Source organism: Caballeronia sp. M1242 (assembly GCF_017220215.1).
GTDB lineage: Bacteria > Pseudomonadota > Gammaproteobacteria > Burkholderiales > Burkholderiaceae > Caballeronia.
The window spans coordinates 1,225,426-1,248,407 of the sequence record NZ_CP071130.1; the positions used below are offsets into that span (position 1 = coordinate 1,225,426).

Genomic DNA, 22,982 nt, shown 5'->3' on the forward strand with positions numbered 1-22,982 from the left:
TGCTAGACCGATGCGCCGCACATTCTTACTCCTCGCCCTTGTTCTGACCTTCGCGAACACCGCCTTCGCCCAGTCAGACCCGCTCGCCGCCAGCGACACGAACCCGCAAGAGGTCGTGCAGCAGGACTCTCGCCTCGACGCGGCGCGCCACAAAATCTCGGAAGTCATCACGCGAAAGTTCGGCGTCGCGCGCGAGAAAGCGCAAACGATAGCGAGCGCGGTCATGGCGTCCGCGTCGAAATACTCGCTGCCGCCGGCGCTGCTGCTCGCCATCATTTCAATCGAATCGCGTTTCAAGGAAACGGCCGTCGGTGCGAACAACGCAACCGGGCTTATGCAAGTGGTGCCGTCCGCGCACAAGAAGCTCGTGCGCAATGTGGACCTGACGGAGCCTGAAACGAATATCGAAATCGGCTCGTCCATCCTGCATGGCTATCTGAAATCCGCGCAAGGAGATGTCGACGCCGCGCTCAAGAACTACGGCGGTTCGCGTGCTTATGCGGAGAAAGTGAGTCTGAGAGCCAAGACGTTTGAGCCGGTAGCGGCTGTCTATTCAACGTCCGCGCCTGCTCAGTAATAGCTTTTAGTTGTTTTTCATGCGCGCCGCCGCGTGGCGGATGCCGCAAACTTCACGGCGATAAAACCCGCTTGCGCGCTGAGATGCGGCTCTAGCCGCTTCGGTCGTGTTCAACTGCTGTTACTGCGAGTTGTTGCCGTGCGCCATGCCGCCAGGGCTTCTGCTGCTCGAGCTACCGGTGCTGCCGGGGCCACTGCGTTGCATGGTGCCTTGGCCCATGCCGTTGTTCGCTCCGTTGTTGCCCATGCCGCTGTTCACGCCGGTACCGCTCGTGCCGTCGCTCGAACCGCCCATGCCGGTGCCGCCCATGCCGACGCCGCCACCCTTGCCCGACGCGCTCGAGCCTGCTCCCGCCGAGCCATTGCCGCCCGCGCCCATCCCGCCTGCCGCTCCGGCGCCACCACCACCGCCTGCGCTACCGCCGCCGCCCGCACCGCCACCGCCGCCGCCTGCCTGCGCATAGACGCCGCCCGACAAGCCCAACACCAGCGCTGAAACTACCAGCTTCGTCCTGATCGCTTTCATTGCAAGTCTCCAAGAGTTAGCGTGCCGGCCGATGCAGCCAATCCGCCGCACCCGCCGCATCTATTGAGCGCAAGCAACGTGCCGCATCTGCTTCGCGCGCGGCAGTTCAATAGCCATAGCCGGCTGGCGCGCACGGGACATAAGCGCGGCGGTAGCCGTCGTAGCAATAACCAGCCGGCGGCGCGGGTTGTGCATAAGCAGGCTGCGCATAGGCTGGTTGCGCGTACGCCGGTTGCGCGTAGACCGGCTCCGAATAAGCTGGCTGCGCATTCACGACCGACGTGACCAGAGCGCCGAGCACCGCGCCACCGATCAGGGCGCCGACGATCGCGCCGCCATCGCCGCCGCCGCGGCCATGACCGCCGCCGTGCCCATGCGCGGACGCCTGACCGGCCATCGACAAACTACCAATCATCAACAAGACAAGGGCTGCGCGTTTCATGACTTCTTCTCCGTTCCGGGAATGCCGGGTGTATGGACGCATCTTAAGCAGACGCTTTGGAAATATCTGCAGCAGTTGGTAACGGCGCATTTCAACGATTACAAATTTCGTTTCGTTCGGATTCCCAATCAACCGACGTAACATGCTTGACTGAATTTGCCATGTGGTAACAAAGCTTATATTGACTTCCAACGTTGGCATGCATTGTGATCGAAACCGCTGTTACGCCGTTGCATTTGCTCGCACCGGTTACGGTTTGTCACGAGATCACGGTCAACGACGCGCGACGGCACAGCGTTTTCATCGTCACATGCCGATCATGGCGTGTCCAAAGAAACGCAGGATCATAGGAGTCGAACATCATGAAGAAAATCGTCGCCGCTCTCGCATCCACGCTGCTCGCAAGCACTGTCTTCGCTCAAACGGCCGCATCCGATGCCGCCAAGGCGCAAGTCAAAGCCAACCACGAAAAGGCGGAGGCTCAGTCCACTGCCAATCGAAAGAAGACCGATGCTCAACAGGATGCCGCCAAGGCGCAGGCATCCGCCAACAAGGACAAGGCATCCGCTCAGGACGATGCCAACAAGGAAGCCGCGAAGGTAGCGCAGGCGACCACGCCGGAGCAAGCCTCCGACGCCCGCGGTGATGCCGCCAAGGCACAGGCGAAAGCCGACAAGAAGAAGCACGCTGCACAGTCCAAGGCCGACAAGAAGAAGCAGGACGCAGCGCAAGATGCCAAGGTGGCGCAAGCCAAAGCCGACAAAGAAAAAGTCGAGGCACAAAGCGACGCGAACAAGGCGGCTGCCGATGCGAAGGTCGACGCGGCGAAGAAGTAAGGGAGGCCGGCGTCAATCGCATCGCGCAATGGGGCGCGTCGGCAGAAGCGTCCCATGCGTTGTGACATCTGGCGAGCCTGCGGGCTCGCTTTTTTATTGGCGCTTGCGCGAACGCCAACCCATGGCGTCAACGAACACCTTCGATGAACACTCGCGCCGTGTTTCGATGCCTGCGCCGCTCTTGCTGCCTGTCGCGAACGGGCAAGCACCCGTTCGAGCGCACACCGCCATGCAATCGTCCTGTAGGTACTTAACGCTATAGCAACCACCAGTGTTCAGCCCTGCTTTACGCGTTAGCCGTTCCCTTGCGTAGTCGCGTCGACGATGGCGCGCTATCGTAGCTGCACTGGCTGGCGAATCGAAACAGACTCCTTCGTGCGCGGTTGCGTGCAGCGAACGCCATCAACGCTCACTTTGGTTGCGCTGTTTCTATCGGACGTCAATGGTTGCCTTAGCATAGGATCGCGAAGACGATGCATCGAACTCTTCCACTGCGCATAAACGGGCGGGCATCACAGTCGACTTCACTGCGGCCGCGCTCTCCGCGGACATCGAATGCGAGCGGCGGCGCGCAGCCCGCACTGGCGCGCTTAGAAGCTGATTCACAGCGCCGCCTCCGTATCGAAGCGTTGCTGCCTCACGCGCTGGCCGCTGGCGAATTGACGCTCGCCTATCAACCCGTCATCGACAGCGTCACGCGCGAAACCGTAGGCGCCGAGGCCTTGCTGCGCTGGAAGAACAACGAATTGGGCGACGTCGGGCCGGCAGAGTTCATACCGATCGCCGAAAAGACCGGCTTTCTCAAGAACATTGGCGACTGGGCGTTGCTGCGAGCCTGTGTTCAGGTTGCTCGCTGGCGACGGATCATTGCGCCGCGCCTCGTCGTATCGGTGAACGTGTCGGCCGTGCAATTCGACGACAGCCTCTTGCGCCATATCACGACCTGCCTCGAACGCACCGGACTCGAAGCCTCCGCGTTGCAACTGGAAATCACCGAGAGCATGCCGATGCCCGACACCGCGGCCAGCGTATCGACGGCACAGGCGCTTTCCGACCTTGGAGTGAAGCTCGCCATCGACGACTTCGGGACGGGCTATGCGTCGTTGTCGTACTTGAAGCGGTTTCGTCTGCACAACCTGAAGATCGACCGTCTGTTCGTCGCCGATCTTCCGCGCAGTCACGATTCGATTGCAATCACTCGCGCGCTCATCGACATGGCGCATGCGCTCGACATGACCGTGACCGCCGAAGGCGTCGAGACCGCGGATCAGGCCACGGCCTTATGGGCGCTCGGCTGCGACTTGCTGCAAGGCTATCTGTTCGGCCGCGCGACAAGCCCGACAGAATTCACTCACCTATTGGCCCAAAATCGCGCAAGGCCCGCGCATTGACGCAAGTCAGAGAGAAGCAAACGACTCGACCGCGTGTGGCCGTATCCCCGCCAGAACAAGCATGCCATGACAGCGCCAGAGGAGATGGCGCAAAAATACGGGAGGAAACCATGTTCGATGCAGAATTCGTCGCAATGTTTTTGAATCGTTGTGCTAATCATTCGAGCGATGAAGACGTTGACGCTTACCTCGGGGTGTTGCGTGAAGGCAATCTACAGTTCACTCATGAACTCGGTTATGTCGGCACCTGCGGCGCTCCCGACACCAACGCCTTTCGTGCGGAGTCGCTGATCTTCGGCGACGGCTCGCGGGCATTGCGCGTCGCCAAGCCGGACAGCGAAACCGGCTGGTCTCCGTGGACTGCACTGCAACCGCTTCCGTGAGGCAGGCTAGATGAGTATGTCGACCGAGTGCATTGCTCGCTGTATCTCCGGTGTGTTGATCGACGTTGGATCGCGGATGGTGTCGATGAGGCAATCGACGAAGCACTCGACCGCGGCGCTGCGCGGTTGTCCCGTGCGCGTGATGACCCCGACGATCGAGTCGTCGAGTTGCTCGCGCAGCGGAATGGCGCAGAGCGATTCGCGCGGCGCGCAGCGTTCGACGAGCGGCCAGGGAAAGATGCTGACCATATCCGTTCTTTGCAGTAACGAAACGGCAACGGTCAGCGAATGCAGGAAATGGACACTGCGTGGCGCGGGCAACCCGTGCTTCGCGAACATCGTGTACGGCGCGAGCCCCTCGGTCTCCGGATCGAGCGCGACGAGCCAGTCGCAATCGAGGAGATCAGCAAGCGAGCGACTCTCCGCGCGCGGATGACCCTGCCGCGCGACCACCGCCAGCGTCGTCAGAAAAAGCGGCCTGAACGTGAACTCCGACGCGATCTCGCCCGGCGTCTGACGCCCGATGTAAATGTCGAGACTGCCATCGCGCAGCCGCGGATTCGCGATCGCGAGCAGTCCCTCGAAGAATTCCAACTGCACGTCCGGCATGATCCGCCGAAACCGCAGCACGACCTCGGGCAGGAACGTCATCGCGCCCCAGGCCGTCACCGCAATCGAAAGCCGTCCGCGCGCCTCGCCGCGCATGGTGTCCACAGCTTGATGCGCGCGAGCGATCTGACCGACGATCAGGCGTGCGTGTTCGAGAAGCGTTCGCCCGTCCGACGTGAGCGTGACTCCAGATGGCGTGCGCGCGACGAGACGCAGCCTGAGATCGCCCTCGATCTGCTGAAGGCTCTGCGTGATGGCGGCCGGCGACGCCTGAAGCAGGCGCGCGGCGCCGCGCACGCTGCCCGTATCGGCGACAGCGACAAGCGCGCGAAGCTGGTGAATCTTCATGTCATCTCAAGTCCGGCGTGGCACCGGGGCCGTTTGCTGATGCGTGCGCGGCGAATCGCCCGGCAGCGTGTTTGAAATCCGCGATCAATCACCGCGCGATCCTTGTCTTCAGCATGCGAGTCATCGCGATCATGGTCGTGCTTACGAGCCAATATGTCGCGCCCGCGAATAGCAGCATCGGAATGAGCGTGCCGTCACGTTCGCCGATGGCTGTCGTGCGCCGAAAGAAATCGCCGAGCGCGATCACATATACGAGCGACGTGTCCTGAAAAATCACGATGCATTGCGTAAGCGCGACAGGCACCATCGCGCGAAACGCCTGCGGCAAAATCACATAGCGCATCGATTGCGCGGGCGTCATGCCGAGCGCCTGCGCCGCGTGCATCTGGCCGCGCGGCAAGCTGGCAATCCCGGCCCGGATGATCTCGCAGAAGAATGCGCCCTCGAGTAGCGAGTAAGCGACCATCGCCGAGACGAGCCGCACGTCGACGCTCGATGGAAGATCGAACAGCGCCTTCAGAAACTGAGGCACGATGAGGAAGAACCATAACAGCAGCATCACGAGCGGTATCGAGCGAAAGAGCGCGACATACGCATGCGCGCCCGTCCTAAGCAGCCTGACCGGCGACAGGCTCAGCACCGCGAGCACGGTGCCCCACGCCAGGCCGCAGAGGATGGCAACCACGGTGATCTGCAACGTGACGCCCATGCCTTCGAGCAAAACCGGTGTAGCGGCATATAGAGCCTGCCAGTCCATCTCGAACATATCGGTCAACTCTCCATCGAACCGGGCACGGTATTCAGCCGACGCAGCCGGCCCACGCCCCACAAGATCACGAAGTTCAGCGCTACGTAGACGACCGTTACGCAGATGAACGACTCATACGGCTGTGCGGTGTAGTCGACGAGTTGCCGCGCCTGTCCCGACAATTCGAGAAGGCCGATTGTCGATGCCACCGCCGAGTTCTTCGAAAGGATGAGGAACTCGGACGTCAGCGGCCCGGCAATAGTGCGCAGCGTCATCGGCAGCAGGACATGTCGATAAGCCTGCGGACGCGTGAGTCCCAGCGCGAGTGCTGCGTGAAGCTGTCCGGGCGGGCGCGCCAGCAAGCCCGCGCGCACCTGTTCGCAGATGCGAGAACCGGTGTAGACAGCGAGCGTGAGCACCGATGCGCTCAGGAACTGCACATTCGGCGACAGGTCCTTGAGCCGGTCGCCGAGCGACGCCGGCAGCCACTCCGGCAGCGCGAAGAACCAGATGAAGAACTGCACGATCAGCGGCACGCCGCGAAAGATCGACACATACACCGCAGCGGCCGTCCGTATCGCGCGATTGGGCAACGTGCGCATGATGCCGAGAGCCATGCCGATTACCAGCGCGAGCATGAATGCGAGCAAGGTCAGCACGACCGTATTCAGCAGGCCCGAGATGAGCCAGTTGACATAGACTTCCGGCTCGCCCGTCGCCACCGGCTGAAACAGCACGCGCCAATTCCACGAGTAATCCATTGCTTGGTTTGCCCTTTCGCTACGCCAGCGTCACACGCGGCTCAGGAGGACGGCTTGTCGCTCGGCTGCGCGAAGAGCGCCTGAATGCGCGGCGACATCTGAAAGTCGAGGTTGATCTGCCTGGGCGGGATTGGCTGCGTGAACCAACGCGCGTAGATGCGCGAGGCTTGTCCGGATCTTTCAGCGTCGGCGATGGCGGCGTCCATCAAGGCCTTCATCGGCGCGTCGTTCTTGCGCAGCATGCAGCCGTACACCTCGTGCGACTGAGGGGTGCCGACGATCTCGTAGTCGTCGGGATGCGGCGACTTCGCGCGCTCGCCGGCGAGCAAGGCGTCATCCATCATCATGGCTTTCGCTCGGCCCGTCGACAACAGAAGAAAGGACTCCGAATGATCCTTCGCGCTGATGATCTTCATGTTCATCGACTTCTCCGCGTTCAACCGGCGCAGGATTTTTTCCGACGTCGTGCCTGCTCCGACGACGACGGTGTTGTCGTGAAGGTCGGCAAAATCTTTGATACCGGTCGACTTCTTGACAAGCAGGCGCGTGCTGATCGCGAAGAAGCTGTTCGAGAACGCGACCTGTTGCGCGCGCTCGGCGTTGTTCGTGGTGCTCGTGCATTCGAAGTCGATCGTGCCGTTCTGCAAGAGCGAGATGCGGTTCTGCGACGTGATCGGAATCATGCGCACCGTCAGTTCGGAGAGCTTGAGCTGAGACTTGATGCGTTCGACGATCAGATTGGCGAAGTCTATCGAATAGCCGATCGGCTTTTGCTGTGCATCGTAGTAGGACAGCGGGATGGAGGCATCGCGATAGCCGATGGTGACGGCGTGTTCGCTGCGTATCTTGTCGAGCGTGCCGCTAACGGCCGGCTCGGCGGCAAACGCACCCGCCATCCACGCCAGCGCAGAGAGGCCGGCCGTCATGCGCGTGGCGGGGCGCAACGAATAGTGTCGTTTCATGCTCGGCTCCATGGAAGCTAATGCGCGGGGCTCGCGGACTGCAATCGGCCGCGCGTGCCCGTGATGGGCGAGACGTCGATCACGTACATCTGACGCATGCCTTCGTGAACCGAGTCGATGCAAACGGCCATGCCGTCGCGGCTCCAGCGCGGGTGCAGATCGCAGCGGTTTTCCTTCTTGAGCTCAGGTGTCGCGTAGAACTCGCCTATGTCGATGCGCACGCCGTCGCGCGCGTCGAAGAGAAACAGGACGCGCTTGTTGCTCTGCGCGTCGGGATAAGTATCCGAGACCAGCCAACGCGAGTCGACCGGAGAGAACGACATGTGGCCGTTCTCGGTGAGCACGTCGCGGCCCAGCACTTCCACGCCGCCTGCGTCGCTGTCTTCGTAAAGGTGATAGTGAATCTCGCCGGCATGCGGACTCCACACGACGATGTGCGAGTCGTCGCGCCACAATGGATGCGAAATCTGGTGCTCCGACTTCTCATAGTCGAACGTGCCGACGGCCTTCGGATCGAAGCGCCTCGCGATGTGTGGCAGCGGATGGTCCGAGCATTCGAGCAGCCGCATGCCGGAACCGTCCGGATTCATGGTAATCAGGCGATGCAGGAAGCAGGTTTCATCTTCCACGCGCTCGGTCCAGCGATGCAAGAACAACACGCGCGACGACGAAGGATTAATCTCGATGTGGCTGACCCAATGAATGGCGCGCTCCATCGATAACTTTGGCTGGAAGCGGCGCAGCGCCGCGTAGCTCACGAGGAGCGCCACCTTTCCCGTCGCGAGATCCATCCGGTAGATGCCGTCCGTCGCGGGCGCGCGCAGCAGGCAGAGCGGTCCGCCGTGCGCGCTGTAGCCGATGGTTTCGTGCGTGACATAAAGACGCCGGTAGTCGACGCATAGCGCATAGCGGCTATTCGGCGCCGTCACGTAGACGGGCATCGGCAACGACTGCTTCGCGCCGGTGTCCAGATCGAGAATCGTCGCGCCAAAGCCCGGAAAGCGCGCAGAAACGTCGTCGGTGCGCACGTTATAGATGACCTTGCGGCCAGGCTCGCCCTCCAGCCATTGCAATTGACTGCCCATTTGCCAGTTCCACGCGCCGGTCGTGTCGAAGGCGTGGAACGCTGCATTGTCTTGCAAGTCGAAGCAGCCGACCTCGACTTGCAGTTCCGGAGCGAGCCGCGCATCCATCATGGCGGCGCGATGGGCCAGCATGTATCGCCCGGTGCGATCCCACGCCGTCTTGTTGTAGTAGCCGAAGAAGTGATGTCCTGTGCCCTGGCCCAAGCGGCTGACCGCGCACGGACGAACGACGCCGGGCGTAGCGGACGACATGGCTCCGGCCATCGCGGCGGTTGGAAGCGGATAAAGCAAACGCATCGGCGCGACCCTTGACGAAAGATAGACGTCAGGATATCTCTGCGATTAGAACCGATAAAATTCGATTTTGTCGCGATGCTATTCAGTTTCGATATAGCCTCTCTTGCGCGACGCGCGGTGCATCCTCGTTCGACAGATCGCGAAACACATGACCCGACCGTTGAATTTTCAGCTTATCCAGGCGTTTCGCGCCGTGATGCAGAAGGGCACCACCACTGGCGCCGCAGCGATGCTCAACACGACGCAGCCTTCCATTAGCCGCCGCCTCTCCGAGTTGCAGAGGTTCTCGGGCCTCAAACTGTTTGAAGTGCACCATGGGAGATTGAGACCGACGAGCGAAGGCAAGCTGCTGTACAAGACCGTGCAGAAGCACTTCGACGGCCTCGAGAAGATCGAGTCGGTGGTGTCGCTGCTGCGCAAGTCGGGCACCGGCGCGCTCTGCCTGGGCTGCACGCCCACGCTGGGAGTTGGACTGCTGCCGGAGGTCGTTCGGGCGTTTAGGGCGCAGTTTCCGGAGACGTACATCAACATTCAGACGCTCGCCACGACACAACTGACCGACTTGTTGCGCCAGGATCTGTTCGATCTCATTCTGACCACGGGCAAGCTCGACGAGCACGACTTCGAGACGACGATCGTGAAGACGATGCCGGCCGTATGCGTGCTGCCGCCGGGGCATCGGCTCGAAAGCGAATCCGTGGTGCATGTGCGGATGTTGCAATCGGAGCCGTTGTTGTCGCTGGGCGAGATGGACGACCTGACGATCGACATCGAGAACGTGCTCCTCGCCCACGACATGCCGGCCGAGTTCTCGATCCAGACGACATCGTCGATCACGATCTGCGCGCTGGTGGCGGCCGGCAACGGCGTGGGCATCGTGAACCCGTATGTCGCCAACACGTATGCCGGGAAGTTGTCGATCCGGCCGCTCATGCCGTCTATCGACGTTCCTGTGCGCATGGCCATGCCTTTGCACACGGCTCCGTCTCTGCTCGCGCGCCGTTTCGTCGAAGCCCTGCATGCGCATCTGCATACGCTCGGCGCGGAAGTGTGCGAGTAAAGATGCGGCGCGACCTGTAGAGGACCGCTTAGTCGACGCGCTCGGCACCCGTTTCGTGTTCGACGCTCGCGTGATGTTCGCTCATCGGCAACGCGGCCTTCGACGCGCGCTCGCGCATCAAGAGCCGCGCGCTATGCACAGCCGTCAGCGCGACAGCGACCCATATCGGTCCATACGTTCCCAACTGACTCGCGCTGAACGGCTCGCCGAGCAGCAAGACCGCGACAGCCACGAGCAACACCGGTTCGACATAGCCGAGAATGCCGAACAGCACGAGCGGCAAATAGCGGCTTGCCCGCAGATACGAGCCCAGCGCAATCGTGCTCAGGGCGCCGAGGCCCGGCAGCAAGACACTCCATAGAAGCGGCGAATTTGCGACGACGGCGAACGAACCACGCACGATCAGCGCGATCACGCAGAACGGAGCCAGCATCATCATTTCGATGGCGAAGGCCACAAGCGCATCGACGTTGAGCCGCCGCCGCAGCATGAAATACGGCGGATAACCGAGCATCACGACGAGCGTCGGCCACGCGAACGCACGCGTCACGAAGAACTCGTGCGCCACGCCCACCGCAGCCGCGGCCACGCCCGCCCATTGCAGCGCGTCGAGCGGTTCGCGGTAATAGAAGCGCCCGATCAGCACCATCGCGAGCGGCAACAGAAAGTAGCCGAGCGACACTTCGAGCGCGCGTCCATGCAGCGGCGCCCACAGGAATATCCATAGCTGCACGCCGAGCAGCGCTGTGGAGACAACGAAAGCCGCGAGCAGGCGCGCGTTTTTGGCGAGGTTCGCCACGAGCGCGCATAATTGCGGCCATCGCCTGGAGAGCGCCACGAGCAGCAGCGCACCCGGCAATGTCCAGACGATGCGCCATGCAAAAATGTCGAGTCCGTCGAGCGGCGCAAGCCATTTCGTATAGCCCGACAGGAGCGCGAACAAAGCGGAAGCGGCGACGGAAAGCGCAATGCCGCGTCCGAGGACATGCTGATTCATCGAAAAAGCGCGAAGCGCCGAGTGGTTGCGTTGGCCGGCAAAGCGGACGAAGTGCGCATTCTAAACGTCGTATCGCGCGAACACCGGCGCATGAACCGCGAATAGGTCTGAACTGGCTGCACCGGAACGTTGTCTTAAACCGTCTACGCCCACGGGCAACCCAGAAGTCCACAGAAAGTCGAGCAACGCGCGAAGCCGCCGCTCACGTCATTGCATCAGCAGCATCCGAACGCCGTGCCCGATTCACGCCAGCACGCGAAGAAAACGCCGCATCGATGGAGACGTCATGACTCAAGCTGCCCCGTCGCCCCGCTTTTCCAGTGCCTTTGCCGAAGCCGTCCATGCGGGGCTATCCAAGCGCCCGCAGAAAGAACTGCCTTCGATGTATCTGTATGACGAAGTCGGCTCCGCCCTCTTCGAAGTGATCACCGCGCTGCCGGAATACGGCGTGACGCGCGCCGAAGAACGCGTGCTGAAGGCGCACGCCACCGACATCGTGGCCGCGCTGCCGGGAAATGTGAAAGTCGCGGAACTCGGAAGCGGAAGCGGACGCAAGACGCGCCGCATTCTTGAAGCACTGTGTAAAAAGCAGCCGACCGCCTATTACCCAATCGAGATCTCCCGCACGGCTTTACAGCTGTGCCGTCGAGAACTGGGCGATATCGAGCGCATTTCGATTGTCGGCTACGAACGCGACTATCTGGCCGGCCTGTCCGAAGTGAGCGCCCGGCGTAACGAGGGCGAGCGGCTGCTCGTGCTTTTTCTCGGCAGCACCATCGGCAACTTCGCGCGCCTTGCGGCCACCAAGTTTCTCCAGTCGATCCGCAGCATGCTCGAACCCGGCGATGCCCTCCTGCTCGGCACCGATCTGATCAAGCCCCTGCCGATGCTGATCGCGGCCTACGACGATCCCATCGGCGTGACGGCGGCGTTCAACCTGAACCTGCTCGCGCGCATCAACCGCGAGTTGCACGGCGACTTTCCGCTCAACGCGTTCGAACACGTCGCGCGCTTCAATCCCGACGCGCGCAGCATCGAAATGCATCTTCGCGCGAAACGCCCCTTGACGGCGCGCGTGCGCGATGCCGGCTTGCACGTCGACTTCCGCGAAGGCGAAACCATCTGGACGGAAAGCAGCCACAAGTACGCGGCCGAAGAAGTCGCGCCGATTGCCATCGATGCCGGCTTCGAATGCACGCATCAATGGCGCGACGACGAATGGCACTTCGCGGAGAGCCTGCTGGTCGCGCGCTAAACGTGCCGCTCAGTGTCGCTCAGTGCTGCTCGAAGCGTTCGTAGCGCTTTTCGACGTAACGCTCTTCGCTGAAGAAATCGGTGACGCGGGCATGCGGCGGCCCGCGTCGCAGCCATTCGAGCATCAGATCGACCTGATTCGCCGCGCCCTGAATGACGGCTTCCACCGAGCCGTCGTTGAGATTCGCGACATAGCCGCGCACGCCGAGCGCATGCGCGCGCCGCACCGTGTGATGGCGAAAGCCGACGCCCTGCACCACGCCTTTCACACGCACGTAATAGGTTTCGATTCTCGTATCGAGATCCGGGCCGGACATCATGCAATTCCTCGTGACTGATTCATACGCCGCATTGTAGTCACGCGCGCGAATCTGCGTGGACCGCGCGTTGGACCCGCGCGTTCAGCCGAGACGAAACGTCTGCGCGTTGTCGTCCCGATCGCCCGTAGTGGGACGCGCCACGCGAGGCAGCGTGACTTCGAAAATGGTGCCCGTCTCCGCTGACGAGCGCACTTTCACGTCGCCGCCGTGCATCCGCGCGATTTCCCGCGTGATGTACAGGCCGAGCCCGAGCCCGCCCGACTCATGCTGACGCCGCCCCGAGCGATACGGCGCGAAGATGTTCGGCAGCACGTCGGCCGGAATCTCGCCTGCGTTCTGCACGATGATGCTGACGTCCTTCGCGCCGCCTTCGAGCCGCACTTGTATCGCCGCGCCTTCGAGCCCGTGCTGCAGCGCGTTGCCGATCAGATTCGAGAACACTTGCGAGAGCAGATCGCCGTCGGCCTGCAAGAGCGTATCGCCCTGACGCAGCACGAAAATGCGTCCCTTGCCGACGCGCGCCTCGTATTCCTCGACGATATTCTTCGCGAGCGTACTGAGTTCGACCGCACGCGGCTGCAACGTCACGCGCCCGCCGCGCAGCCGCGCGAGGTTCAGCAACTGATCGACCATGCGGACCATGCGCATGCCGCTCGACTTGATGCGCGTGCCGATATTCGCGACGTTCTCGTCCTTCACGAAGCGCGACAGATATTCGGCCGACGCGATCACCGCCGACAGCGGCGTGCGCAGGTCATGACCGAGCACGGCCATCAGCATCTCGTTCGCATCGAGCAACTGCTGCACGGTGGCGAGTTGCGTCGCGAGTTGCTGCTTCTGCCGTTCGATCTGAATGAAGACATCGACCTTCGAATTGAGGATGCGGGAATCGAACGGCTTGTACAGGAAGTCCACCGCGCCCGCTTCGTAGCCGCGAAACGTGCGGTTCGTGTCCTGCGCCGTCGCGGTCAGGAAGATGATCGGCACATGCGCGGTGCGCGGGCTGCCGCGCATGAATTCCGCGAGCTCGAAGCCATCCATGCCGGGCATGTTGACGTCGAGGATCGCGAGCGCGACTTCGTGCTTGAGCAGGAGTTCGAGCGCAGCCGGACCCGATTCCGCCTTCAGCACCGACAGATCCGGCCGCGCGAGCGACGCTTCGAGCGCGGTGATGTTGTTGCGGATGTCGTCGACGATCAGCACGTGAATGGGTTGCGTCATCTGGTGACTCCTTGCCTTCGTTGTTGCGTGTCGAACGTCTTATCGGCGCGCGCGCCCCGCGAGGCGCGCGACCATGTCGTCCAGCGTGAGAATGTCCTGCACCCCTTGTGCGATGGCCCCGAGCGGCATCGCGGTCGCGGACGCCGTGTTCGGGTCCTGCGCCCAGCACAGGCCGCCCGCGTCGCGAATCGCCCGCGCGCCGCGCGCGCCGTCGTCGTTCGCGCCCGAGAGCACGATGCCGAGCAGCCGCTTGCCGTACGCATGCGCCGCCGATTCGAACAGCACGTCCACCGACGGCCGCGAGAAGCGCACCGGCGGATCCACCGACAGCGCGATGGCAGGCGGCTCGCCGCCTTCGGCCTCGACCATCATGTGATAGCCGGGCGGCGCGAAATACACGGTGCCGGGCGCGATCTCGTCCTTGTCGAACGGTTCCACCACGCGCAACCGACAGCGCTCGGCGAACAGCGCGGGCAAGAGGCTCGGCTGACCGTGCCGCACATGCACCACGATCAGCACCGGCGCCGCGAAGTCGCGCGGCAACTCGGGCAGCAGCAGGTTGAGCGCCTCGACGCCGCCCGCGGATGCGCCGATCACCACGGCGTCGAAGGCATCGGGGATGGCTGCGGGGCTCATCGCTATACCTTCTGATAAAGCCGCTCGCGCGCGTTGAAATCCGCGAAGCGGTCCGAGTGTCTGGAAAAGCGCAGGCTTTCCTTGCTGCCGAGTCCGAGAAAGCCGCGCCGCACGAGCGAATCGCTGAAGAGTCCGAGCGCGCGGTCCTGCAACGCGCGATCGAAATAGATCAGCACGTTGCGGCACGAAACGAGATGCGCTTCCAGAAACACGCTGTCGGTGGCGAGACTGTGATCCGCGAACACGACGCGCGACTTGAGCGTCTGCGAGAACTTCGCCGCGCCGTATGCCGCGTGATAGTAGTCCGACAGCGAACGTTTGCCGCCCGCCGCAAGATAGTTCTGGCTGAAGCCCGCCATGCGCTCCAGCGGATAAATGCCGCTCTCGGCCTGCCGCAACGCTTCGGCGTTGATGTCGGTGGCATAGAACAGCGTCCGCTCCGCAATGTTCTCTTCGGCGAACAGCACCGCGAGCGACCACAACTCTTCGCCGCTGCTGCACCCCGCGACCCAAACCTTGATGGACGGATACGTCTGCAGAATCGGCACGACCTGCTCGCGTATCGCGCGGAAATAGCTCGGGTCGCGAAACATTTCGCTGACCTGCACCGTGAGGTACTGAAAGAGCCGCGCGAAGAGCGCCGGTTCGCGCAGTATGCGCTCCTGCAATTGCGAAAGTGTGGCGCACTCCAGGTCATGCACGGCCTGCGCGAGCCTGCGCCGCAGCGAACTCACCGAGTAATGCCGGAAGTCGTGCTGATACTTGAGATAGATGGCTTCGAGGAGCAGCTTCAGTTCGATGTCGAACGTGGCGTCTTCCTCGTGCTTGCTGTCGTTCATCGGGTCGAATTCGGGTTCATCGCTGCCGCAGCCAGACGCGGCATAACGACACGAGCTTATCCACGTCGATGGGCTTCGATATGTAGTCGTCCGCACCCGCCTCGAGACATTTCTCGCGATCGCTCTGCATGGCTTTCGCCGTCAGCGCGATGATCGGCAGGCGCGCGTGCTCGGGGTGCTTGCGAATTTCGGTCATCGCGGTGAGGCCGTCCATCTCGGGCATCATCACGTCCATCAGAACGAGATCGATGTCGTCGCGGCGCGCGAGCGCCTCCAGCGCCTCGCGTCCGTTGCGCGCGATTTCGAGCGTCGCGCCGAGCGGCTCGATCACGCGCGAAAGCGCGAAGATATTGCGCACGTCGTCTTCCGCGAGAAGGATGTTGCGGCCTTCGAACACGTCGTCGCGCTGGCGCGCCGCGCGCAGCATGCGCTGCTGCTCCGGCGGCAGCGCGCTTTCGACGCTATGCAGAAACAGCGTGACTTCGTCGAGCAAGCGCTCCGGCGACTTCGCGCCCTTGATGATGATGGACTTGGAGTAACGCCGCAGACGCTGCTCTTCTTCCGCCGAAATCTGCCGGCCGGTATAGACGATGACCGGCGGCGACGCGTTTCCGCTGCTCGTCGAGACTTTCTCCAGCAACTCGTAGCCCGAGCCGTCGGGCAGCGCGAGGTCCATCACGACGCAATCGAACGGCGCGCGCTTCATTTCCTCAAGCGCCTCGGATATCGACCCCGCTTCCACGATGCCGACCGTCTCGCTCGCCAGCAACGCGTGAATGCTTTGCCGCAGCGCAGGGTCGTCCTCGACCACGAGCACGCGCCGCGCGCCCTGCGACGAACGCGCTTCCAGCTTGCGGATGGCCTGCGCGAGATCATCGCGGGCGCTCGGCTTGAGCGTGTAGCCAATTGCGCCCAGATGCAGCGCGACATCGGCGTGATCCGTGGCGGACACGATATGAATCGGAATGTGGCGCGTCATCGGGTCGTGCTTGAGCCATTCGAGCACGGTGAGACCCGACTGATCGGGCAGGCCGATATCCAGCAAAATGCCGTTCGGTTGCATGGACCGCGCGAGCTCGACGCCCTGCGTCGCCGTGGCCGCGTGCACGCAATCGAAGTCGAGTTCGTGCGCGAGGTCGTACAGGATATGCGCGAAACGCTGATCGTCCTCGATCACGAGAATGACGCGATCCGGCCGCTGACGTTTCGCGCGGTCATCGGCGATGCCTTGCGGCTCGGGCATCGCGGGAACCGGTTGCGGGGCAAGGGGCGCGGGCGCAGGCGCCACGGCGCGCGGCGGCTCGATCGCAGCCGGTTCCGGCTCCTTCATGTGGCCGATGGTGTCGAGCTTCGCGGTCACGGTGCCTTCGCGGGCGGCGATCGGCAGCGTCACCGAGAACACGCTGCCCCGGCCCACTTCGCTCGATACCCCGACCGAGCCGCCGAGCAGCCGCGAGAATTCGCGCGAGATCGACAGGCCGAGGCCGCTGCCGCCGTATTTGCGGCTCGTCGTGCCGTCCGCCTGCTGGAACGCCTGGAAGATGAGGTCTTGCTTGTCGCGCGGAATGCCGATGCCTGTATCGCGCACTTCGAAGCGCACTGCGTCGTCGCCCGCGCGCTGCACGGCGACGGTCACGCTGCCGCGCTCGGTGAACTTGAACGCGTTGGACAGCAGATTGCGCAGCACTTGCAGCAGCCGCTGACTGTCGGTGACGAAGTACTGCGGCACATCGGCGGCGATTTCGGTGATGAACGAAAGGCCCTTGGTTTCCGCGACCGGCGTGAACGATTGCCGCAGCGCCTGCATCAGCGATTCCACGGCCGTCGGCGCGAACTGCACGTCCATCTGGCCGGCTTCGACCTTCGACAGATCGAGAATGTCGTTGATGAGCGAAAGCAGATCGCTATTGGATGAGTGAATCGTCGCGGCGTAGCGCACCTGCTCGTCCGTCAGGTTGCCTTGCTTGTTGTCCTGAAGGAGCTTCGCGAGAATCAGCGAGCTATTAAGCGGCGTGCGCAACTCGTGCGACATGTTCGCGAGGAACTCGGACTTGTACTGGCTCGCGCGCTCCATTTCCAGCGCGTTGGCGGTCAACTCCTGTTGCGCCTGAAGCAGTTCGGTCTTCTGCCGCTCCAGATGCTGCGCGTGTTCTTCGAGCTGCACATTGGTCTGTTCGAGCTCGGCCTGTTGCTGTTCGAGACGCGCCTGCGAGTCCTGCAGCGCGCGGCCGCGTTCCTCCAGTTCTTCGTTCGAGACGCGCAGCTCTTCCTGCTGGACCTGCAACTCTTCGCTCTGGCGCTGTGTTTCTTCCAGCAATTCGACAAGCCGCATGCGATACCGCGCCGAGCGCATCGCCATGCCCATCGCTTCGCCGGCCATTTCGAGCAGCACGCGGGCGTCGTCGAAGCGGCCCTCGTCGCCGACGAAACCCACTTCGATTGCGCCCGCCACATCGCCATCGGCGTAAAGCGGCGACACGATCACGCGCGATGCCGCCGCCGCGCCGAGCGCCGATCCCGCCTTCAGATAATGCGCGGAGGCATCGCGAAGCTGAAGCACGCGCTTGTCGACGATTGCTTGTCCGACGAGCCCCTCGCCGCGCGCGATGCGGCGCGGCGCGCCGTTCTCGTCCGGCAGCGCCCAGGCGGCGATGCGTTCGAGCGTCTCGCCTTCGAGAGCGTAGACTACGCCGACCTTCGCGTTCACATACGGAATGAGAGAACGCAAAATGCTGACGCCGATGGACGCCGGAGATTGCTCGCCGCGCAATTGCAGACTCATCTGCGCGACGCCTTCCTGCAACCAGGCGGTGCGTTGTACCGCGAGCCGCGATTTGATATACAGGTGCGCCACGATCGAAAGCACGAGCAGCACGAATATGCCCATCGCGCGATTCAGTTGCAGCACTTCGCGGCTGGCGACGGAGTCTCCCGTGGAAAGCACGTAGCCGAGAATCATCAGCACCGACGCCGCGCCGGCGGTAATCATCGGCACGGCCGGGCGGTTGATCCACATGCACAGCACGACCGGCAACACGTAGAACACCCAGATCGCGACGCGCATGGGCGTCAGCACATCGACGGCGAACACCAGCGCAAGAGAAATCGCGATGGCGAAGTAGATCCACAAGGAGTGGTTGCGGTTGTCCTGAGGCATCGTTGACCAGTAGTGTGTCCGTTTCGCGAAGGCCGCGCGCCCCGCAGCAGGCACGGACCATAGCACGAGCCGCAACGCCTTGTCACATCGGCTCCGGCGGCGATTTGCGCAGCCATTTCGGCGCGGCACTTGTTACGAACGATCGCGCGAAGAGCGCATCTCACGAGGTAAGAATGACAGATATATCCGGCTCTCGCGTGCTCATCACCGGCGCCTCGGGTTTCGTCGGGTCGGCGCTCGCGCGGCTCGCCATCGAACGCGGTTTCGACGTGCGGCTGCTCGTGCGCGCGACGAGTCCGCGCAAGAACGTGGAGTCGCTCGACGCGGAGATCGTCGTCGGCGACATGCGCGACGAAGCGTCGATGCGCGCGGCGCTCAAGGGCGTGCGCTATCTCTTTCACGTCGCGGCGGACTATCGCATCTGGGCGCCGGACCCGAGCGAGATCGAGCGCGCGAATCTGCAAGGCACCGAGGCCACCATGCGCGCGGCGCTCGCGGAAGGCGTCGAGCGCATCGTGTACACGAGCAGCGTCGCGACGTTGAAGGTGACGAGCTCCGGCGCGATCGTCGACGAAACGAAGCCGTCGGATGCGGCGAGCACCATCGGCGCGTACAAGCGCAGCAAGGTGCTGGCCGAGCGCGCGGTGGAGCGGATGGTCGCGAACGACGCGCTGCCCGCCGTCATCGTCAATCCGTCGACGCCCATCGGCCCGCGCGACGTGCGTCCTACGCCGACGGGGCGCATCATCGTCGAGGCGGCGACCGGCAAGATTCCCGCGTTCGTCGATACGGGGCTGAATCTCGTGCATGTGGATGACGTCGCGAACGGCCACTTCCTGGCGCTGGAACGCGGCAAGGTCGGCGAGCGCTACATTCTCGGCGGCGAGAACCTGCCGTTGCAGCAGATGCTCGCGGATATCGCCGGACTCGTCGGCCGCAAACCACCGACCATCAAGCTGCCGCGCGGGCCGCTTTATCCGCTCGCCATCGGCGCGGAAATGTTCGCGAAGATGAGCGGCAAGGAGCCGTTCGTGACCGTCGACGGCCTGCGGATGTCGAAAAACAAGATGTACTTCACGTCGGCGAAGGCGGAAGCGGAACTGGGCTATCAGGCGCGGCCGTATCGCGAAGGCTTGCGCGACGCGCTCGACTGGTTCCGGGCGAACGGCTATCTCGACGCGTAACAAGCGCGGGCGCAGTCCGTCGATCGCCTGCAACGCACTCTTGTATAAGACCCAAAAATTCTAAGTCATTGAAATAACGGAGAAAGGCCTGTTTTCTGATGCTTCGGCGAGCGATTTTGCGCACGCGACGCCCGCAAAATCAGGCAAAATAGCGGACTGATGCCGGAAGGCGCGAGCAACCATGTTGCGTGCGACCGCAGCGCGCGAAAGCGCCCGCGCAGGTCCACAGCAGCCGGCGGTCCTTTTTCAACCCGTTTCTGGATGTCGAGACAAGCGATGAGTAATCAGCAACCCACCATCATCTACACCCTGACCGACGAAGCTCCGCTGCTCGCGACCAGCGCCTTTCTGCCGATCATCCGCACGTTCACCGCGCCGGCCGGCGTGAACGTGGAAACCAGCGACATCTCGCTCGCCGGGCGCATTCTCGGCGAATTTCCCGAATTCCTGACCGAAGAGCAGCGCGTTCCGGACAACCTCGCCGAACTTGGCCGCCTCACGCAGCTTCCGGACACCAACATCATCAAGCTGCCGAACATCAGCGCTTCGGTGCCGCAGCTCGTCGCCGCGATCAAGGAACTTCAGGGCAAGGGCTACAAGGTGCCCAACTATCCGGAAGAGCCGAAGAACGACGAAGAAAAGGCCATCGCCCAGCGTTACTCGAAGTGTCTCGGCAGCGCGGTGAACCCGGTTCTGCGCGAAGGCAACTCGGACCGCCGCGCGCCGCTCGCCGTCAAGAACTACGCGAAGAAGCATCCGCACAGCATGGGCGAATGGAGCATGGCGTCGCGCACGCACGTCGCGCACATGAAGCACGGCGACTTCTATCACGGCGAAAAGTCCATCACGAATGACAAGGCGCGCGAAGTGCGCATGGAACTCGTCACGAAGCGCGGCGAAACCATCGTGCTGAAGCCGAAGGTCAAGCTGCAGGATGGCGAGATCGTCGACAGCATGTTCATGAGCAAGAAGGCGCTGATCGCGTTCTACGAAGACCAGATGGAAGACGCGCGCAAGACCGGCGTCATGCTGTCGCTGCACGTGAAGGCGACCATGATGAAGGTCTCGCACCCGATCGTCTTCGGCCACGCGGTGAAGGTGTTCTACAAGGACGCGTTCGCCAAGCACGCGAAGCTCTTCGAAGAACTCGGCGTGAACGTCAACAACGGTCTCGTCGATCTGTACTCGAAGATCGAGGCGCTGCCGGAATCGCAGCGCGATGAAGTCATCCGCGACATGCACGCGTGCCACGAGCACCGTCCGGCACTGGCGATGGTGGATTCGGCGAAGGGCATCTCGAACCTGCACGCGCCGAACGACGTGATCGTGGACGCGTCGATGCCCGCGATGATTCGCGCCGGCGGCAAGATGTGGGGCGCCGATGGCCGCCCGCAAGACACGAAGTGTCTGATTCCGGAAAGCACGTTCGCGCGCATCTATCAGGAAATCATCAACTTCTGCAAGACCAACGGCGCATTCGATCCGCGCACAATGGGCACGGTGCCGAACGTCGGCCTGATGGCGCAGAAGGCCGAAGAGTACGGCTCGCACGACAAGACCTTCGAGATTCCGGAAGACGGCACGGCGCGTATCGTCGATAACGCGACGAACGAGGTCATCGAATCGCTCACGCAGCAAGTGGAGCAAGGCGACATCTGGCGCATGTGCCTCGTGAAGGACGCGCCGATCCGCGACTGGGTGAAGCTCGCCGTCACGCGCGTGCGCAACTCGGGCATGCCGGCGGTGTTCTGGCTCGACCCGTACCGTCCGCACGAAAACGAGCTCATCAAGAAGGTCGAGAAGTACCTGAAGGATCACGATACCGAAGGGCTCGACATCCAGATCATGTCGCAAGTGCGCGCCATGCGTTACACGCTCGAGCGCGTGATCCGCGGCCTCGACACCATTTCGGTGACCGGCAACATTCTGCGCGACTACCTGACCGACCTGTTCCCGATCATGGAACTCGGCACGAGCGCGAAGATGCTGTCCATCGTTCCGCTGATGGCGGGCGGCGGCCTGTATGAAACCGGCGCGGGCGGCTCGGCGCCGAAGCACGTGCAGCAACTGGTGCAGGAGAACCATCTGCGCTGGGATTCGCTCGGCGAGTTCCTCGCGCTGGCCGTATCGCTGGAAGAGCTCGGCATCAAGAGCAACAACGCGAAGGCGAAGCTCGTCGCGAAGGCGCTCGACGCCGCCACCGGCAAGCTGCTCGACAACAACAAGGGCCCGTCGCCGAAGACCGGCCAGCTCGACAACCGCGGCAGCCAGTTCTACCTCGCCATGTACTGGGCGCAGGAATTGGCGAGCCAGACGGAAGATCGCGAACTGGCCGAGTTCTTCGCGCCGCTCGCAAAGAGCCTGGCCGAGAACGAGCAGAAGATCGTCGAGGAACTGACCGTCGTGCAGGGCAGCGAAGCGGATATCGGCGGCTACTACAAGCCGGAAGACGCGAAGCTCGCCGCCGTGATGCGTCCGAGCCAGACGCTCAACGCCGCGCTCGCACAGGCGCAAACGAAGTAACGCAGCAACGAGCGCGGGCGGCATGCCCGCGCTCACCATCGCGTTGGCGTTCGGCGCCAACGCGATTTCTTTTCGAGCGCCTTTTCGCGGCGTTCCGTCTCAGCGGTATTCCGCTCCGCGCCGTTTCAACGCATTTGGTTACAACGTGTGCCGGCTCGCAGGAAGGGGAGCAGGTAAAATTCTTGCCCTCGCTGCCAGCTTCGCAAGACATCCAACTTCGCATGAATCTACATGACCAGCTCGGCGCGCTGGAGTCGAGCCTCGATGCGCTCCTCCGGGCCGCCACCGTTCCTCCTGTTACCGGCGCTGCCGCTCAGTCTGCCGCTGCGTCCGTCGCTGCGTCCGCCACCGACGATATCGCCGAGCCGCCCGCGCCGCTGCCGCCTCGCGCGGACGAGTTCGAGGACACCGCGCTCGCAGCCGCCGACGCTCAGAAGCAAGCGCCCGCCGAGGCCGAGCCCGAGTCCGAGCCCGAGTCCGACGCGCCGCCCGCGCTGACCGTTTCGCGCCCGGACCGCGACACCATTCAGATGACCATCGCGGGCAAGTCCGTGCTGCTGAATCCGCAGGGCGTGTCGGAACTGATCGAGGAGTTGTCGAACGTGCGGGCGTCGATGTCGGTGGAACAGCCGATGGGCGTCGCGCCCGGCTGGCGCTTCGCGGCGACGAAGAACCCGGTGATGGCGGTGCAGAAGCACGCGAACGGCGACCGCCTGCTGATCATGCGGCACACGGGTCACGGCTGGGTGCCGTTCACCTTTTCGCCGGACATGGTCGTCGAACTGTACGCGATGCTGACGCGGCGCTAAGTCCCGCGCCGCCGCCCA

The 22,982-nt window shown here is 63.0% G+C and carries 22 protein-coding genes; 9 read left to right on the top strand and 13 right to left on the bottom strand.

Annotated elements, in window-relative coordinates; translation table 11 throughout:
* The first annotated feature begins 10 nt into the window (after positions 1 to 10).
* A complete protein-coding gene (locus JYK05_RS19145; protein WP_175940740.1) occupies positions 11 to 577 on the top strand; it encodes a transglycosylase SLT domain-containing protein in 567 nt (188 codons plus the stop codon).
* A gap of 120 nt (positions 578 to 697) precedes the next feature.
* Here the strand turns inward: JYK05_RS19145 and JYK05_RS19150 are convergent, their stop codons facing one another.
* Complete coding sequence (locus JYK05_RS19150; RefSeq protein WP_175940741.1) at positions 698 to 1,102, bottom strand: hypothetical protein; 405 nt, start codon at positions 1,100 to 1,102, stop codon at positions 698 to 700.
* A gap of 106 nt (positions 1,103 to 1,208) precedes the next feature.
* Positions 1,209 to 1,544 (bottom strand): hypothetical protein, encoded by a 336-nt coding sequence (locus JYK05_RS19155; protein ID WP_206469680.1) that lies wholly within the window; start codon positions 1,542 to 1,544, stop codon positions 1,209 to 1,211.
* 362 nt (positions 1,545 to 1,906) lie between these two features.
* Here JYK05_RS19155 and JYK05_RS19160 point away from each other — a divergent pair, with 362 nt between their 5' ends.
* The 3 genes from JYK05_RS19160 to JYK05_RS19170 all read left to right on the top strand — a co-directional run bounded on the left by JYK05_RS19160 (position 1,907) and on the right by JYK05_RS19170 (position 4,154).
* Positions 1,907 to 2,380: a hypothetical protein gene (locus JYK05_RS19160; RefSeq protein ID WP_206468897.1), complete on the top strand. Its 474-nt coding sequence runs from the start codon at positions 1,907 to 1,909 to the stop codon at positions 2,378 to 2,380.
* Between the two features lie 629 nt (positions 2,381 to 3,009).
* Positions 3,010 to 3,771: a putative bifunctional diguanylate cyclase/phosphodiesterase gene (locus JYK05_RS19165; protein ID WP_371826440.1), complete on the top strand. Its 762-nt coding sequence runs from the start codon at positions 3,010 to 3,012 to the stop codon at positions 3,769 to 3,771.
* A gap of 110 nt (positions 3,772 to 3,881) precedes the next feature.
* A complete protein-coding gene (locus JYK05_RS19170; protein ID WP_206468901.1) occupies positions 3,882 to 4,154 on the top strand; it encodes a hypothetical protein in 273 nt (90 codons plus the stop codon).
* 6 nt (positions 4,155 to 4,160) lie between these two features.
* On the opposite strand, the gene JYK05_RS19175 is transcribed toward JYK05_RS19170, so the two are convergent.
* The 5 genes from JYK05_RS19175 to JYK05_RS19195 form a co-directional block, all read right to left on the bottom strand.
* Positions 4,161 to 5,111, bottom strand: coding sequence for a LysR substrate-binding domain-containing protein (locus JYK05_RS19175; protein WP_206468903.1), 951 nt, complete (start codon positions 5,109 to 5,111; stop codon positions 4,161 to 4,163).
* 88 nt (positions 5,112 to 5,199) lie between these two features.
* Entirely contained in the window at positions 5,200 to 5,877 is a 678-nt protein-coding gene (locus tag JYK05_RS19180) for an ABC transporter permease subunit (protein WP_206469682.1), read from the bottom strand.
* Between the two features lie 5 nt (positions 5,878 to 5,882).
* The gene (locus JYK05_RS19185; RefSeq protein ID WP_206468905.1) at positions 5,883 to 6,620 is read right to left on the bottom strand and encodes an amino acid ABC transporter permease; all 738 of its coding nucleotides are present in this window, start codon (positions 6,618 to 6,620) and stop codon (positions 5,883 to 5,885) included.
* Positions 6,621 to 6,661: 41 nt separating this feature from the next.
* Entirely contained in the window at positions 6,662 to 7,582 is a 921-nt protein-coding gene (locus JYK05_RS19190) for a glutamate/aspartate ABC transporter substrate-binding protein (protein ID WP_206468907.1), read from the bottom strand.
* A gap of 17 nt (positions 7,583 to 7,599) precedes the next feature.
* Entirely contained in the window at positions 7,600 to 8,931 is a 1,332-nt protein-coding gene (locus JYK05_RS19195; protein WP_206469683.1) for a hypothetical protein, read from the bottom strand.
* A gap of 181 nt (positions 8,932 to 9,112) precedes the next feature.
* On the opposite strand from JYK05_RS19195, the gene JYK05_RS19200 reads away from it, so the two are divergent.
* The gene (locus JYK05_RS19200; RefSeq protein WP_206468909.1) at positions 9,113 to 10,024 is read left to right on the top strand and encodes a LysR substrate-binding domain-containing protein; all 912 of its coding nucleotides are present in this window, start codon (positions 9,113 to 9,115) and stop codon (positions 10,022 to 10,024) included.
* Positions 10,025 to 10,052: 28 nt separating this feature from the next.
* Here the strand turns inward: JYK05_RS19200 and rarD are convergent, their stop codons facing one another.
* Complete coding sequence (gene rarD, locus JYK05_RS19205; RefSeq protein ID WP_206468911.1) at positions 10,053 to 11,021, bottom strand: EamA family transporter RarD; 969 nt, start codon at positions 11,019 to 11,021, stop codon at positions 10,053 to 10,055.
* A 286-nt stretch (positions 11,022 to 11,307) separates the two neighbouring features.
* Here rarD and egtD point away from each other — a divergent pair, with 286 nt between their 5' ends.
* A complete protein-coding gene (gene egtD / locus JYK05_RS19210; RefSeq protein WP_206468913.1) occupies positions 11,308 to 12,276 on the top strand; it encodes an L-histidine N(alpha)-methyltransferase in 969 nt (322 codons plus the stop codon).
* A 19-nt stretch (positions 12,277 to 12,295) separates the two neighbouring features.
* On the opposite strand, the gene JYK05_RS19215 is transcribed toward egtD, so the two are convergent.
* From JYK05_RS19215 to JYK05_RS19235, 5 genes are all read right to left on the bottom strand, one after another.
* The gene (locus JYK05_RS19215) at positions 12,296 to 12,592 is read right to left on the bottom strand and encodes an acylphosphatase (protein ID WP_175942315.1); all 297 of its coding nucleotides are present in this window, start codon (positions 12,590 to 12,592) and stop codon (positions 12,296 to 12,298) included.
* 84 nt (positions 12,593 to 12,676) lie between these two features.
* Complete coding sequence (locus JYK05_RS19220; protein ID WP_175940752.1) at positions 12,677 to 13,816, bottom strand: hybrid sensor histidine kinase/response regulator; 1,140 nt, start codon at positions 13,814 to 13,816, stop codon at positions 12,677 to 12,679.
* Positions 13,817 to 13,855: 39 nt separating this feature from the next.
* Entirely contained in the window at positions 13,856 to 14,452 is a 597-nt protein-coding gene (locus JYK05_RS19225; protein ID WP_206468915.1) for a chemotaxis protein CheB, read from the bottom strand.
* 2 nt (positions 14,453 to 14,454) lie between these two features.
* A complete protein-coding gene (locus JYK05_RS19230) occupies positions 14,455 to 15,291 on the bottom strand; it encodes a protein-glutamate O-methyltransferase CheR (protein ID WP_206468917.1) in 837 nt (278 codons plus the stop codon).
* A 16-nt stretch (positions 15,292 to 15,307) separates the two neighbouring features.
* Complete coding sequence (locus JYK05_RS19235) at positions 15,308 to 18,448, bottom strand: response regulator (protein WP_206468918.1); 3,141 nt, start codon at positions 18,446 to 18,448, stop codon at positions 15,308 to 15,310.
* A 173-nt stretch (positions 18,449 to 18,621) separates the two neighbouring features.
* Here JYK05_RS19235 and hpnA point away from each other — a divergent pair, with 173 nt between their 5' ends.
* From hpnA to JYK05_RS19250, 3 genes are all read left to right on the top strand, one after another.
* Positions 18,622 to 19,632, top strand: a complete 1,011-nt coding sequence (hpnA, locus tag JYK05_RS19240) for a hopanoid-associated sugar epimerase (RefSeq protein ID WP_206468919.1) — start codon at positions 18,622 to 18,624, stop codon at positions 19,630 to 19,632.
* A 276-nt stretch (positions 19,633 to 19,908) separates the two neighbouring features.
* Complete coding sequence (locus JYK05_RS19245) at positions 19,909 to 22,155, top strand: NADP-dependent isocitrate dehydrogenase (RefSeq protein ID WP_206468920.1); 2,247 nt, start codon at positions 19,909 to 19,911, stop codon at positions 22,153 to 22,155.
* A gap of 221 nt (positions 22,156 to 22,376) precedes the next feature.
* On the top strand, positions 22,377 to 22,964 hold the full coding sequence (locus JYK05_RS19250; protein WP_206468921.1) for a hypothetical protein: 588 nt from the start codon (positions 22,377 to 22,379) through the stop codon (positions 22,962 to 22,964).
* Positions 22,965 to 22,982: the final 18 nt, after the last annotated feature.

Bases quoted from the DNA above. Each gene is read 5' to 3' on its own strand.
- JYK05_RS19145 (WP_175940740.1), top strand. From the start codon at position 11: ATGCGCCGCACATTCTTACTCCTCGCCCTTGTTCTGACCTTCGCGAAC.
- JYK05_RS19150 (WP_175940741.1), bottom strand. From the start codon at position 1,102: ATGAAAGCGATCAGGACGAAGCTGGTAGTTTCAGCGCTGGTGTTGGGC.
- JYK05_RS19155 (WP_206469680.1), bottom strand. From the start codon at position 1,544: ATGAAACGCGCAGCCCTTGTCTTGTTGATGATTGGTAGTTTGTCGATG.
- JYK05_RS19160 (WP_206468897.1), top strand. From the start codon at position 1,907: ATGAAGAAAATCGTCGCCGCTCTCGCATCCACGCTGCTCGCAAGCACT.
- JYK05_RS19170 (WP_206468901.1), top strand. From the start codon at position 3,882: ATGTTCGATGCAGAATTCGTCGCAATGTTTTTGAATCGTTGTGCTAAT.
- JYK05_RS19175 (WP_206468903.1), bottom strand. From the start codon at position 5,111: ATGAAGATTCACCAGCTTCGCGCGCTTGTCGCTGTCGCCGATACGGGC.
- JYK05_RS19180 (WP_206469682.1), bottom strand. From the start codon at position 5,877: ATGTTCGAGATGGACTGGCAGGCTCTATATGCCGCTACACCGGTTTTG.
- JYK05_RS19185 (WP_206468905.1), bottom strand. From the start codon at position 6,620: ATGGATTACTCGTGGAATTGGCGCGTGCTGTTTCAGCCGGTGGCGACG.
- JYK05_RS19190 (WP_206468907.1), bottom strand. From the start codon at position 7,582: ATGAAACGACACTATTCGTTGCGCCCCGCCACGCGCATGACGGCCGGC.
- JYK05_RS19195 (WP_206469683.1), bottom strand. From the start codon at position 8,931: ATGGCCGGAGCCATGTCGTCCGCTACGCCCGGCGTCGTTCGTCCGTGC.
- JYK05_RS19200 (WP_206468909.1), top strand. From the start codon at position 9,113: ATGACCCGACCGTTGAATTTTCAGCTTATCCAGGCGTTTCGCGCCGTG.
- rarD (WP_206468911.1), bottom strand. From the start codon at position 11,021: ATGAATCAGCATGTCCTCGGACGCGGCATTGCGCTTTCCGTCGCCGCT.
- egtD (WP_206468913.1), top strand. From the start codon at position 11,308: ATGACTCAAGCTGCCCCGTCGCCCCGCTTTTCCAGTGCCTTTGCCGAA.
- JYK05_RS19215 (WP_175942315.1), bottom strand. From the start codon at position 12,592: ATGTCCGGCCCGGATCTCGATACGAGAATCGAAACCTATTACGTGCGT.
- JYK05_RS19220 (WP_175940752.1), bottom strand. From the start codon at position 13,816: ATGACGCAACCCATTCACGTGCTGATCGTCGACGACATCCGCAACAAC.
- JYK05_RS19225 (WP_206468915.1), bottom strand. From the start codon at position 14,452: ATGAGCCCCGCAGCCATCCCCGATGCCTTCGACGCCGTGGTGATCGGC.
- JYK05_RS19230 (WP_206468917.1), bottom strand. From the start codon at position 15,291: ATGAACGACAGCAAGCACGAGGAAGACGCCACGTTCGACATCGAACTG.
- JYK05_RS19235 (WP_206468918.1), bottom strand. From the start codon at position 18,448: ATGCCTCAGGACAACCGCAACCACTCCTTGTGGATCTACTTCGCCATC.
- hpnA (WP_206468919.1), top strand. From the start codon at position 18,622: ATGACAGATATATCCGGCTCTCGCGTGCTCATCACCGGCGCCTCGGGT.
- JYK05_RS19245 (WP_206468920.1), top strand. From the start codon at position 19,909: ATGAGTAATCAGCAACCCACCATCATCTACACCCTGACCGACGAAGCT.
- JYK05_RS19250 (WP_206468921.1), top strand. From the start codon at position 22,377: ATGAATCTACATGACCAGCTCGGCGCGCTGGAGTCGAGCCTCGATGCG.